We start from the raw sequence: 13,407 nt of genomic DNA, 5'->3' as shown, positions 1-13,407 counted from the left end.
ACGATAAATTACAACGAGTTATACATTAAAAGTATCAAGAAAATATTGCTGAGCCAAAATCAAATCTTCTTTTGTATTAATATCCTGTAAAGGTTCTTCACAGGCCTCATCAACCCGGATAGAGAAACCAGACCATAGGATGCGCAATTGCTCCAAACACTCTATTTGTTCCAAGGTACAGGGCGGCCAGCTAACGAATTCTAGTAAAAAGGCAGCGCGATAAGCATATAAACCGATATGCCTGAAGGTATTCGAATAAGCGTTTTTATCATCTCTGTGAAAAGGTATCGCGCTTCTTGAAAAATAAAGAGCGTGGTTATCTCGAGTGCATACCACTTTAACCACATTAGGGTTATTTAATATTTCAAGACTACTAATAGGCCAGCATAAAGTAGACACAGGCGCCTTTGTCTTTGTTAAAGAGGAAGCAACTTGTTGAATCAATTTGGGTCGGATAAATGGCTCATCACCTTGCACATTGACAATGACGTCATCAGGAGCAAAGCTACCCTTGGCGACAACCTCTGCAATTCGATCGGTTCCAGTTTGGTGCGTATGTGAAGTGATTACAACCTCCGCTCCAAATTGGATTGCACGATCAGCTATCTCATCATGATCAGTGGCAATAATCACCGACTTTGGTTCTGCCAGAAGTGCTTGCCTGTAAACTCGTTCAATCACGGCAATGCCGTTAATTTCTTGAAGTAATTTACCTGGAAAACGACTGGAGTGATATCTGGCTGGTATAATCACATGAAAATTACGACTCATAATTTATCTTTCTCTTCCAGAGGAATCAAACGCGCTTCTTGTTCCAGCATGACAGGAATATCATCACGAACAGGAAATGCCAGCCTATCAAATTTGCAGATCAGTTCCTGTTTTTTAAACAGCAATTTTCCTTTACATAAAGGACAAACCAATATTTCCAATAATTTTTTATCCACGCGAATCTCCTTGAGTAACCTGATTGCGCACATACACTGGTTGTGCCTGCGCCACAGAAACTGCCTTGATATTTGCTTTCTGTGCCAAACGTATCATAGCAGACGCTGTCGGAAAAACAGTTAATACTTCACTAGTTTGTGATTTGATCTCTTCTGGAAAATCCATCCAGTACAAATCAATCCCAACTCCGGCCAAAATATAGGATTGATTGGCTGGCAGCTGAATATCTTTTACTGCATTAATTCTGTCCTGAGCTAAGAATTGCTGCTCCAAAAAGCAACTCCAATACATTTCATGCATACGGGCATCCAAAACAGACAATACAGGCTGATTAAAATCCTCTTTTATTTCCCGAGCTGTCCAGGCAATTGCGGCTAAACTGCTCACAGGAACAAGGGGCAAATCATTGGCATAAGCCAACCCTTTTGCAATGCTACACGCGATTCTCAATCCTGTAAAACTTCCAGGACCACATCCAAAAATTATTCCATCCAATTGATTAAGACCCAATCCGGCTTGGGCTATCAATTCATCAATCATAGGTAAAATCAATTGAGCATGGATTCTTTGACTATCCTGCTCTCTGCTTATGATTTCGTCACCTAGAAGGATGGCAACACTGGCCAGTTCAGTTGAGGTATCAATTGCTAACAGTTTCATCATTTAAAGCCAACTCTTTAATAAAATGCAGTACTTTTTCTTCATCCCGGGTTTTCGGAAGTCCAGGTAAACTTGCCAAAATGGTTCGACCATACTCTCTACCAGTCAAACGTGGATCTCCTATCATTAATACACCTTTATCGGTGATGTCACGAATCAATCGCCCTACTCCCTGTTTTAATGCAATCACGGCGTTTGGCAAGGATAATTCATCAAAACCGGAAAGCCCTTTTTTCTTTAAATAAGACATTCTGCCACGAATTACAGGATCAACGGGGTTAGCAAAGGGTAATTTATCTATAATAACACAAGAGAGTGCCTCTCCTTTGACATCAACACCTTCCCAAAAAGTAGAAGTACCTAAAAGCACAGCATTGCCCAATTGCCGGAATCGAGACAGGAGAATAGGTTTTGCTTCATCACCTTGAATCAAAAGCGGATATTTTAAAGTATTGCTCAGCATTTGAGCAACCAATTTTACTGCTTTATGACTGGTAAAAAGGAAAAAGCAACGGCCGCCGCAAGCTTCTATAACTGGTAAAGCCTTTTCCAGCAAAGCTTCATAATAATGAGCATCTTTAGGATCGGGTATTCCTCGAGGTAAATAAAGCAGAGCCTGTTGCTGATAATCAAATGGGCTGGATAATAACAAAGTTTGTACTTTATCCAATCCCAGAGGTTTACAAAAACTATCAAAAGCCGATGCCATAGTCAGTGTAGCTGATGTAAAAATATAGGCACATGATTGGTCTCTTAATAATTGACTAAATGATTCAGCAACATCATACGGGGTGGCATGAAAAACAAGAGTGTGTTTAAAACGCTCCAACCAACGAATTTTATGATTATTTTCCTCAGTAAAGGAAAGCAAGACAGTTTCCAAATCCAAAAGGCGCTCTTTGCATCTTTTTAACCCGGGAATATCAGCAGTATCCTTTGATTCCATGCATTGTATCAACTCATCCTTTAAAGATAACCAGGTATTCCACGCATCCATAAACTCCTTATTTCGTTTAACCAAATCCCAACTGATTCGTTCCTCACGAGTCGGCAAAGCATTGAGCAGTTGATCCACCAGTTTGTCTGCTTTATGACTTATAGACTTTAGAGGTTGATTGGCTAAATCCAGGATTGGCCATTCATTAAGCATGTCATCGACCAAGTCTTTGAATTGACGTGTTCCAAAGCGCTCCCCATTGAAATTCGAGGCGATGTCTGCAAGCTGATGGGCCTCGTCAAACACTACGACATCAACACCAGGTAATAGTTCACTAAAGCCTTCTTTTTTTAACTGAGAATCAGCAAAAAAAAGATGGTGATTGATAACGACAATATCTGCCTCCATAGCTCGCTTACGCGCTTTCACCAAAAAACAGGTTTCATGATTGGGACATTCTGCACCAAGGCAGTTGTCGGTAGTGGATGTGACATAATGCCATACTGGGGAATCTTCATTAAGTTCAGGCAATTCGGACCGAACACCCTCTTTCATTTGCGACAATTTATCTCTGACATGGAGTATTTCATGTGCGCATTGAGGGCTTTGAAACTGCCCTTCCTCAGCATGCGTCTCAACTCGATATTGACAAATATAATTGGAACGACCTTTTAAATTCTGGATCCGTACTGATAAGCCCAAAGCTCTAATCAAGGTTGGCAAATCTTTTTGAAAAAGCTGATCCTGAAGCGTTTTGGTTGCTGTGGAGATAAGTGCTTTTTTACCACTTAACAAGCATGGTAACAAATAAGCAAAGGTCTTACCTGTTCCCGTTCCTGCTTCTGCCACCAAAATCGATTGCTCAACAATGGTATTGGCTATGGCCACTGCCAAATCGGCTTGTGGCGCCCTTGACACAAAGCCAGGAATTGCGGTGGATAATCTTCCCTTCTCAATGAGAATTCGCCGACAATCTTCAGCGAAGGTGGTTATTTCTTCCACTCTTTTTGCAAATATTGAAGTTTATCCTTGACTTCTTCCCAATCCTTGGCATCAGACGGAGCATCTTTTTTAGCAGTAATATTAGGCCAGGTTTTGGATAACTCGGCATTTAACTGTTTGAATTGTTGTTGTTCGTCTGTTAAATCATCTTCTGAAACAATAGCATTAACTGGACATTCTGGTTCACAAAGGGCACAATCAATGCATTCATCGGGGTGAATCACCAGAAAATTAGGCCCCTCATAAAAACAATCCACAGGGCACACTTCTACACAATCAGTATACTTGCATCGTATACAACTTTCCGTTACTACAAAAGTCATAGCAAACCTTAAAAATGTATCTTTAAGAAATGACTCATATTAAAGCATAAAATACCCTCCTGATGATAGAGGAGCATGATATTTTTATATCCTTTGAAGCCCATACGTTACATAGAACTAACCTGAAATCATAAATCCAAAACCAACGATATCAGATACATTCTTGCTGATCATAAAATGTGCTTGAAGTCTCGATAAAAAGATGCTAAATTTGCTCAATTTAAATCTACTTTGTTCAATAGTTTAATACGCAGCCCATGTAATTTAGATACCTCGGAGTACTTCATGCCTTTGAATTTACCGCCTAAATCGTTTAAAGATATAACGCCCTTAGTGATCGCTTACAATAATGCATCTGAAGATGACAAGATTCAAAAGTTATTTTATTTGCAAAAAATCAATTACTTACTGAACAAAACTCAGCTGGATGATGAGTTGTTTGATTGGATAAACGATGCGGAAGAAGGGGGTTGGTTAAAGGAGTTAGCTAAATTTTCAATCAATCCAAACGCATCCTTTTTTCTAAAAGGAATGCAATTTGCCAAAGCTGTTTCTGAAGAAATAAAAAATAAACCTGAAATCAACGGTTCTGAGACTAACATATACCAGCTCATGCAAGAACGCGATAAACTGTTAAAGGAACATGAGTTTGAAAAATGCGCTGCTCGCTATATTGAAATTAATTTTCTCCTGAATGAATTAGCTCTACATGATAAAAAAACAAAAGAAATTGTAGAAAGACAAACAGAAATCCTTAGGCTTGTAGCCCCAAAAATAAAAGCAATTAAGGGTGAATCCATAGACAATTTGCCGGTTTTACCTGCTTATGAAACCAAAGAACTTGGCAATCATGTGAATAATTTTAACTTCAAATTCACAATGAGTGGATGGGATGCCCCTTTTGTATTTCGTGTAGAAGACAGACATGAGTTAGGAAAAGAACAAGAGCTTCATTCCTATGGTTTATCCAAGTACTTTATTGAAGATTACTCTGTTTTTATGATGCGATTTAAAGCGGAAGATGGTTCTACTATTTACAAACCAGTTATCCTCAGCCAATTCGCCAATCAAAATAATCTGGAAGAAATCGCCAAACAGTTAAAAGATGGTAGCCCCAAAAATATCGCTCCGCGAATTGGATATTACTTTGTCCAGTTAACTGACTTTTGTCTAAAGTTAATAGAAACTCATAACTATCACCCTGACATTAAGTTAAATAATTTTCTGGTTCACAATAACAGAGTACTGGTCAGTGATAGAAAAACGTTCACAACGAGTGACAATCCTTTAGCCAGTGAAACTCTAAGCAGTCCTTTATTTGCCCCAGATGAATTTTTAAAATGCCTACTATTTAACAAAGAAGGCGACCCTGTAGGCTATAATGGCAACGCCCTTTGGAAACGCATGAACATGCCTCAATTCATGGCCTATCAACTGGGAATGGCTTTAAAACAATTCCTGATTTTAACGCAATTGGACGAGTTGCCAGATAATTTTAGAAATCCCGATCACAGTGCCGTATCTCATTTCAAAACACCATCCAGACAAATCATTAATCTTTCTCTTCTGGTTCAGGAATTGACTCGCCGTGATCCTGATAAACGAATGACTATTAAACAATTCCAGAATTTGCTTAACTTCAAAAATTTACCGCCTGATGCCTTTTACCAGAAAGTGGAAGAAGTTTTCCCCTCTTCCCAATTAGGGATTGCAGAAGATATTGAGGCTCTTAATAAATTATTGAACAGCGATTTAAAAGGTGAAGCGCTTCTGAAACAAGCTAATCCTGTTTTCACTAAACTATCGAAATATGATCCTAAAGAAACCCGATTGACCCGTCTAGCCGAAAAATTGGCAATTCGATGTTTTAACGACGTGTCAAAACCTTATTTTCAGAAACTGTCTGGTTTAATTGAATTAGCGATTGAAAAAGATGTTGATGAAATCAGGCAGCTATTAAATCCTCCATCCAGTAGAAAAGAGCTTTTAAAGAAAGCCAGCTCCATTTTTATGAAACTCTTTGAAAGACAGCCTGAAATACCCCAATTAACAGAGCTTTTAAAACAATTAGCGACTCAATGTTTTGATGAATCGTCAAAAAACTATTTTACACGTCAACTGCCTTTATTGATTGACGAAGAATTATTAAACCAGGATTGGGAACAAGCTCCCTGGTATAGAAAGGCACTGCATTGGTTAACCTTTGGATACTTCAGAGTCGATAACGTAACGGAAATATCATCCTTGCAAATACCAGAGCATACAAAAGGTAAAGAATTTCAGATTTATTTTTCGCAACTCTTATTTTTACCCTCTGAAGAAATCAAAAATATGTTTACCTCCAAAGACAGCGAAACAGCTGAATTTCTTCTAGGTTATATCGAAAAGGAAAGAGAAAAAAGAGAAACGGAAACTCCTTCAGTCCAAATTCCTGTTGATTTAAAAGGAGAAGAATTTCAGATGCACTTCCCGCAGCTTGAATTTTTACCTTCCAAAGATTTTGAAAGCATTGGTGAAAAAGAGGGTGAACATCTGGAGTGTTTTATCTTTGCCAATCTTCAAGAAATACTCTCGCATAATAACAGCAATTCATCAGAAAGAAATAGTACTAGCGAACCCTCTGATAGCGAAAGTGAAATCCATTTAAATGCGGGTAACGTAGATACAATTATAATTGCAAACGAACCAAATCCCACCGAAGCGAAACCGCAGAAAAAAGATCAGGATGGAGCAAAACAAAATAATCCAACTAAGGCCAATAGTCCTGAAGGAAATGTATCAACTCCAGAGCTTGATGAGCATCCTAAAAAGAAGATAACCGATGATGCCCCCAAGCCAAAAACAAAGCGTTCTGTACACTTCTTTGATGAGGCTAAAAAACCCAAATCCAAGGAGGAAGAAAATGCCTCTCCTGCTGTTGACGAAACGCCTCCCGCGAAGAGAAAAAATGTCTGCAGGATAGATAGCGTCAGATCTACCCTTTTCAGAGGAGATGGCAGCAATAGGCAGAAAATCAAAGAACAAAGACCCAGGTTATCTGAAATAGCTTGGAAGCCGCCAAAACCTAATCTACAATAGCAAACAGAGGCTTGCTTCTTGAATTTTCTGCAGCCACCCTGATTTTACAGGGTGGCTAACTTAACAAATGTGGTGGTGGGTTTTGAAACTTTATTTTCTCTTTTTGTTAAATAATTGCATATGTTTTTAACAACAGCATAAAACTATGTCTATATTTATAGAAAAGAATATACAAAAATCAGAGTCAAAATAATGACTTATTTTTGACTGGGAAGTTAAGTAAAAATAACTAAAAATTTGAAGGAAAACATTGAATAGGAAAAGCATTTTTATAAACATGGAAATAAGTCTGATTGATACTATAAGGAAATAGGCAATGGACGTTAGCCAAAAGATAAGGATTTTAAAACGTTATTTAAAAGAAAAAAGTGTCACGCCAGAGGACGTCAATCTCAATGATCAAGATCTAACAGCCTATGCCAGGCTGGATAAGCTATTGGATTATATTTCTCTACATAACAATGGATTGTTTGACTTCACAACATTGGAATCTGATGAAAAGCAATGGAAACAATATGTGGATATACTTAACTATTCCGCAACCTACTCACCAGGCTCTCCCCCTGCTTTAATCGATACCAGTGAACGCAAAGCTCAATTTGGTTTGCAATATTGGCTAAATACGAGAACGATTGAAGCACTGCCAAGAGACAACCATTATACTCGTTCAGTCACCTTATCCGAAGAAGCAGATGAAGAATTTGATCAGCTGATTACAGAAAGCAGAGCCAAATTATATAAGATAGCGCAAACTTTTCCAGAAGTCAGTTCTTTTAATCCAGCAAATATTATCCAGGTAACCAACCAAATCTCTTCGATTAAAGAAAAACTGAATAATAATCCTCAAATAACTCTTTTACAAAAAAAACTCAACGTACTAACAGATTTAAACAAAATTAATCAACTCGAGAGGCTCAATATTCCCCAGGACAATGGTTCTAACTTGAGTTATTGTACGCTAGCAGAGACTATTGAAGGAGTTACTGAGAAAATACCTTTAATAACACTTGCCAAAGTGAAAGAGCAATTGAGACATCTTTGCGCTCAAAAAGAGCTTGATTTGGATAGTTATAGTGAGTCAAGAGAGCAATATTATAAACTTGGTATAGAAGGTATACTCAAATTACCCAAGCATGGCGACATAAAAGAAGTACAACGTGAAGCCATAGCCCTTAACATCTCAAGATTAATGGGTTTAGACACTACTTCTTTAACAACAGTAAGCTATAATGGTCATCCCGCCTTGTTTATTCCTTTTGACAACATCAATCTATTAAATGAATTTTCTTCAGGTAAAATTTATAAAGTAGGCATGGGGTTAAGCGGGCAAAGTTATACCCATTACTCCACAATTAAACCATTAGGTGAAGGAATCCAGGCCGATCTTTATATCAAGGATTTTGGTCATGCTCTGGCATTACTTTATTTATGTTGTGATACAGATGCTATAGGTGGATATTGTAAAAACAAAGCATTAAGAAACTACACTAGCCTGTATATTTTTGATCAGGTCATTACGGACACAGACAAATTTATCCTTGATTCACGAATCAGTCTTCAACCCGATCAGTTCATTATGAAACATACCCGTCATGGGCAAGGGAGAAACAGAACCTTAATCGAGGATTCTTCCCTAGTTACCAAATACGCAAGCCTCGTGCGACTTAAAGAGTTAAAACGCATTATTACCCAATACTGTGATCATATTTCATGGCTGCATCATAATCGTACTCAAGTCATTAAAAAACAATTGCAAGAAGAACTAGCAAAAGACGAACGCGCACGATTAACAGAAGAGTTAAATGATGTTGAAATTTTGGAAAAAGACGCTGAGCAAATAAAAAGCCAAATTCTAATTCGTATCAATAAAATAACCGAAGTGCTACCTCAAACGACTGGGACCGTTGGCTCCGATGTCATCCGGCAATGTTTAATTCTAGAGAAATTACTACACAACCCGGTTCTCTACTCTGATGATGGAAGACCTTATAAAAACCCATGGACGACACGACAAGCGAATACAGTACAAACGATTAATGATTTAAAAAATGGAAAAATACAAATTAGTTTTAAATTCAATATTCCAGAAGAAATGGTCGATTTTATCAAACGCCATGGCGGCGGAGATTCTCTGACTATTAGCTCTCCTAAAGTGATAACGATTAGCAAAGCCCATCTGGATGGCCTTAGAGAAAATATGTTGCATCCTGAGCATTCCCCTGAATTATCTCTTAATACTGATTATTTAGATGATAAAGACCTCTGTATTATAAAAATGGCTTATCGTATAGGTAATAGAACCAAAATTTTAAATACTATTGCAGAATACCGTGTCCTTATGAATAATGAACAGGTAAGCTTCCATAACAAAATAGAATGCCTTGCCCAAACTGAAGCGAAAATCAAAGTGCTGATAGAATTGGCAAATGACAAAGGCTTGGGGATGCACATTCTTAAAAAATTCTATTTTGATGCGCAACAACGACTCCAAAAATTAATTAATCCAGAAGTGTTGCCCCATAACATTGATCAAGCCTTTGCCGCAGCTCTTAGACTGGACAGAGTATCAGAATTCAACAAGGTTGTGAGAGAAGCTATTGTCCAAAATAAAGTGAGCGACCCTCGGTTTGTAACTTTTTTGACAAACTGCATCAAAATGGAAACTCTTGCCACAAATTATAAAGACGCACAAAAAGCAAGCAGAGCCCTATTAATCGAGTCTGAGCGAATTATAAATCATCTAAAATCGCCTGTAGTTCCTTTAATTGTCAAACTAGGAGGGCAAGTGTATTCACAGGCTGAATTAGATACGGATGGGTTAGCCAATCTTGAAAATGACTTACAGCTTGATTTCGAGAAACCAGATACAGAATCAATGACCACTATGGATTTACATCAGGCTGTTATGAAAGAAGAAATGATTGGAAATGGAATGACAGTAAAAGTTTAATAGATTTCTTTTAAAACTTTCTGTAATGCAGCAAATGAAAAGAGAGATGTTTAAACTTGGAATAATGGAGTGACTATGCCAGTACATGAAAGGCGTCAACATTTTCGTATTGATGATCATATCTATTTTGATTATCGAATTCTTGCACCGGGTGAATTTTGTTCCGATACAGAAATCACTAATCAGTTACTAGGTGAAAATGGGCAAAAGTACATGGAAGCAGCGCAATATTTTCAGGGAATTGATTATGAGTTGGCCGAACTAACTCAGGTAATGGCGGTAAAAGAACCTGCTTTGGCGCATTACCTTAATCTTTTGAATGCCAAAATTGATTATTTATCTCGACAAATGTTAATGTCGAGTAAAGTTCAACTACGTAAAGTCAACATCAGCCTAGGCGGCATGGCATTTAAAACAGCAGAACAGATTAAAGAAAAAACCAATCTAAAAATCATCCTGTACACGAAACCCAAAATGATACCCATTATTGTTGATGCCGTAGTAGTTTATAGTCAATATCAAAGTGAGACGCATTACCGCACAGCGGTGGCTTTCTGTAATTTGACCAGCGAGCAAGAGCAGTTACTTTCACAACATATTTTACAAGCTCAAATAAAAAGCCGTGCTGATTAAGATAGACATGCTGTGGATTGGAACTGTTTTTTCTAGGATAATGAGACTTTATATCAAAATAAAGAGGTTATATCCATGAGCAGAACAGTATTTTGCTACAAATTAAAGCAAGAAGCAGAAGGCTTGGAAAAACAACCCTTCCCTGGTGAATTGGGTAAGAAAATTTTTAATGAAGTATCAAAGCAAGCATGGAATATGTGGCTTTCCCATCAAACCATGTTAATCAACGAATACCGCCTGAATTTGATTGAAGCCAGGGCTCGTGAGTTTTTGAAAGAAGAAATGCAAAAATATTTTTTTGGCGAAGGTTCAGAAAAACCCTCTGGCTATAAAGAAATAAAATAAAGGATTAATTTATGTTTCATGACTTGTTGGAATTTAACGAAGAAGTACTGGATGCCATTAATGACAAAAAACCGGTTGTTGCCCTTGAATCGACCATCATCTCTCATGGAATGCCCTACCCCGATAATTTAACTACAGCCATTGAGGTTGAAAATATTATTCGCAAACATGGTACCATTCCGGCTACTATAGCGATGCACCAAGGGAAAATCCGTATTGGTTTAACTCAAGAAGTCATGGAGCATCTCGCGCTGCAAAAAGAAGTAATAAAAGCCTCTCGCAGAGACATTTCTTTTGTATTATCTCGTAAAGTGACTGCCAGCACGACGGTAGCAGCAACCATGTTTTGTGCCCATATGGCTAAGCTCCCCCTATTTGTCACCGGAGGTATAGGTGGTGTTCATCAAGACGTGACGATGAGTTTTGATATTTCAGCTGATCTTATAGAGCTATCCAATACGCCAGTTACCGTAGTCTGTTCTGGCGCAAAATCGATTCTCGACTTACCAAAAACATTGGAAGTTCTTGAAACGTTTGGGGTGCCAGTCATAGGTTATGCCACAGACGAATTCCCCGCTTTTTACAGCAGATCGAGTGGAATACCAGTTCCACAACGCTTAAACTCGGCCGAGGAAGTAGCAAATCTCATGTCAATTCAACAGAAATTGAACATGAAAAACGGAATAGTCGTCGCAAACCCCATTCCAGTATCAGCGGAACTATCTGATGAGGAAATCAGTCCATACATAAAACAGGCTCATGAAGAAGCCAAACACATGAGCGGAAAATCATTAACCCCCTTCCTGTTAAAGCGTATTGCTGAATTAACTGCAGGCAAGAGTCTGGAAGCTAATATTGAGCTTATCAAAAACAACGCTTTTCTAGGAGCAGAGATTGCCATAGCCTACCAAAAAAAATTATTTTCAAAAAAAACTTAATCAACACTTGACTCAAAGTCGATCTCGGAGTTTAATAGCAAGCCTTGAGTGGCCAGATAGCTCAGTCGGTAGAGCAGAGGACTGAAAATCCTCGTGTCGGCAGTTCGATTCTGCCTCTGGCCACCATTAGAATCAATGATTTAGATAAAAATCCAAAAAATTCAAATATTCCATGTAGACGCAATGTAGACAGTTTATGATTTCGGGATTTAGGGTCTTTTATATTCCAGAAATAAATTCAAAGACCTTTTATCTGTTTCATTTAAATTCTGAATGTCTATCTCTTTATTTTCTAATTTACTGTTAATAATAATTTTAAGAAGTTCATAGTAATCAAGTTTCATGTAATTCTTTACAATATCCTCTTATTCTTTCAGGTACATCTTTAACCAATTTATCGATAATGCTCTCTTGACTCTCTTTATTTTTATTCTTTCCTTTATACAAGAAGTATTGCTTGCAATTTAAAAGGGTGTCAAGCGCTTTAAAGCCCTGTGATCTGATTGTTATTAAATGATATTCATTGTTACTAAAAAAATTTTGCCAGAAAAATTTGTCCCATTTGTCCCAAGTGAAAAATTGATATTGGGACACAGAAAACCGAGTGACTATGCGGTTGTCCCAACTGTCCCGAATATTCCACCTAATTTTTTGTAAAGTGCTTTAAATCCTAGATCCCGCAGTAATTTTCAGAATTTATTAAAATCACATATTGTATAAAATTTGCAACAACCTTCATGCTTATTTTCATAAATAAAACTCCCAGTACATTTTACCCATACAATTAAGCAAGATTTCCTGCCTATCCATCATATTGGTTACTACCTGGTGCTGTTTATCTATCGTTAAAAGTGAGATCCCCTGAAAGCAAAAAAATACCCACTTGGCAGTTGGCCTCTTAGTTGGTTTTTTCTTGGTATCAGGGAAGGAGGCATCATTATCTTGTAAGGTCTTTCTAATAAGTTGTTCGACGCTGGCATAGATCATTAAGCAACAGGTCATTACCATTAAGAATGCTTCAATGCGCTCTGGTTTTTTTAAGAAAAATGAGGAGGTAAGAAAGTCTGGGCTTTTCAGGAAGCGAAAGCCACGCTCTACAGCCTGCTGAGATTTATATTCATCCAAAATAAATTGCATGGAAAGATTTTCAGAGCAATCATTCGTTGCAATAATGAATAAACCCTTGGTTTCTTGGGCTTGTGCCTTACAATGCAAGGAAGTAGCAATAAAAAAAGGATTGGGGCTTGTCTTCAGAGTTTGGTCTACCTCGTTTGGTATATTTCTTTTCTTCAATAATCTCTGTATCACAAAGCACTATAAACTCTTGAGATGATTTCTACTCCTGAAGAGCAATCTCCGCATCGGTGGCACAATCAAAGGTTTTTCGACATAAACGATGAAAGCTTTTCAGAGCAGCTTCTGTACTTTTTGCAATTGCTTTATTAAGAGTATTCTCCTCGCGGGCTTTGGCTTTAGTGCTTTTGGCTAATAGCCATTTTTGTTCTAGCCCACCATACGTTGAGGTGCTCCAATAACCATAGTAGCCTTCATTTATCCAAAGACGCACCCTTTGGATAACACCACAAACACAAA

At 37.9% G+C, this 13,407-nt stretch carries 12 protein-coding genes and 1 tRNA gene; 6 read left to right on the top strand and 7 right to left on the bottom strand.

The features are described 5' to 3' along the window. Positions 1-18: 18 nt before the first annotated feature. The 5 genes from kdsB to fdxA are packed head-to-tail and all read right to left on the bottom strand — an operon-like array spanning position 19 to position 3,870. Positions 19-771, bottom strand: a complete 753-nt coding sequence (gene kdsB, locus OQI99_RS02940) for a 3-deoxy-manno-octulosonate cytidylyltransferase (RefSeq protein ID WP_061512464.1) — start codon at positions 769-771, stop codon at positions 19-21. Next, a complete protein-coding gene (locus OQI99_RS02935) occupies positions 768-947 on the bottom strand; it encodes a Trm112 family protein (RefSeq protein WP_010947637.1) in 180 nt (59 codons plus the stop codon). The genes kdsB and OQI99_RS02935 overlap by 4 nt, the downstream gene beginning before the upstream one ends. Next, positions 940-1,611, bottom strand: a complete 672-nt coding sequence (gene tsaB, locus OQI99_RS02930; protein WP_061512463.1) for a tRNA (adenosine(37)-N6)-threonylcarbamoyltransferase complex dimerization subunit type 1 TsaB — start codon at positions 1,609-1,611, stop codon at positions 940-942. Before tsaB ends, OQI99_RS02935 begins: the two co-directional genes overlap by 8 nt. Then, complete coding sequence (locus OQI99_RS02925) at positions 1,589-3,547, bottom strand: ATP-dependent DNA helicase (RefSeq protein ID WP_061512462.1); 1,959 nt, start codon at positions 3,545-3,547, stop codon at positions 1,589-1,591. The genes tsaB and OQI99_RS02925 overlap by 23 nt, the downstream gene beginning before the upstream one ends. Then, entirely contained in the window at positions 3,535-3,870 is a 336-nt protein-coding gene (gene fdxA / locus OQI99_RS02920) for a ferredoxin FdxA (protein WP_061512461.1), read from the bottom strand. Before fdxA ends, OQI99_RS02925 begins: the two co-directional genes overlap by 13 nt. Before the next feature lie 285 nt (positions 3,871-4,155). Here fdxA and OQI99_RS02915 point away from each other — a divergent pair, with 285 nt between their 5' ends. The 6 genes from OQI99_RS02915 to OQI99_RS02890 all read left to right on the top strand — a co-directional run bounded on the left by OQI99_RS02915 (position 4,156) and on the right by OQI99_RS02890 (position 11,940). Continuing rightward, entirely contained in the window at positions 4,156-6,948 is a 2,793-nt protein-coding gene (locus OQI99_RS02915; RefSeq protein ID WP_061512460.1) for a hypothetical protein, read from the top strand. Between the two features lie 316 nt (positions 6,949-7,264). Beyond that, complete coding sequence (locus OQI99_RS02910; protein WP_265731313.1) at positions 7,265-9,898, top strand: hypothetical protein; 2,634 nt, start codon at positions 7,265-7,267, stop codon at positions 9,896-9,898. A 75-nt stretch (positions 9,899-9,973) separates the two neighbouring features. Continuing rightward, positions 9,974-10,531 (top strand): PilZ domain-containing protein, encoded by a 558-nt coding sequence (locus tag OQI99_RS02905; protein WP_061512458.1) that lies wholly within the window; start codon positions 9,974-9,976, stop codon positions 10,529-10,531. Positions 10,532-10,606: 75 nt separating this feature from the next. Further along, positions 10,607-10,876 carry an oxidative damage protection protein gene (locus OQI99_RS02900; protein ID WP_061512457.1) on the top strand — a complete coding sequence of 90 codons (270 nt, stop codon included), beginning with the start codon at positions 10,607-10,609 and terminating at the stop codon, positions 10,874-10,876. An 11-nt stretch (positions 10,877-10,887) separates the two neighbouring features. After that, entirely contained in the window at positions 10,888-11,814 is a 927-nt protein-coding gene (locus OQI99_RS02895; protein WP_061512456.1) for a pseudouridine-5'-phosphate glycosidase, read from the top strand. A 50-nt stretch (positions 11,815-11,864) separates the two neighbouring features. Further along, positions 11,865-11,940 (top strand) — tRNA-Phe (locus OQI99_RS02890). 621 nt (positions 11,941-12,561) lie between these two features. On the opposite strand, the gene OQI99_RS02885 is transcribed toward OQI99_RS02890, so the two are convergent. Beyond that, complete coding sequence (locus OQI99_RS02885; RefSeq protein WP_195911902.1) at positions 12,562-13,107, bottom strand: IS1634 family transposase; 546 nt, start codon at positions 13,105-13,107, stop codon at positions 12,562-12,564. Positions 13,108-13,150: 43 nt separating this feature from the next. Then, complete coding sequence (locus OQI99_RS02880; RefSeq protein WP_061512453.1) at positions 13,151-13,381, bottom strand: hypothetical protein; 231 nt, start codon at positions 13,379-13,381, stop codon at positions 13,151-13,153. Positions 13,382-13,407: the final 26 nt, after the last annotated feature.

The sequence above is a fragment of the Legionella sp. PATHC039 genome (genome assembly GCF_026191275.1).
Classification (GTDB): domain Bacteria; phylum Pseudomonadota; class Gammaproteobacteria; order Legionellales; family Legionellaceae; genus Legionella; species Legionella pneumophila.
This window is presented reverse-complemented; position numbering and strand designations above follow the sequence as displayed.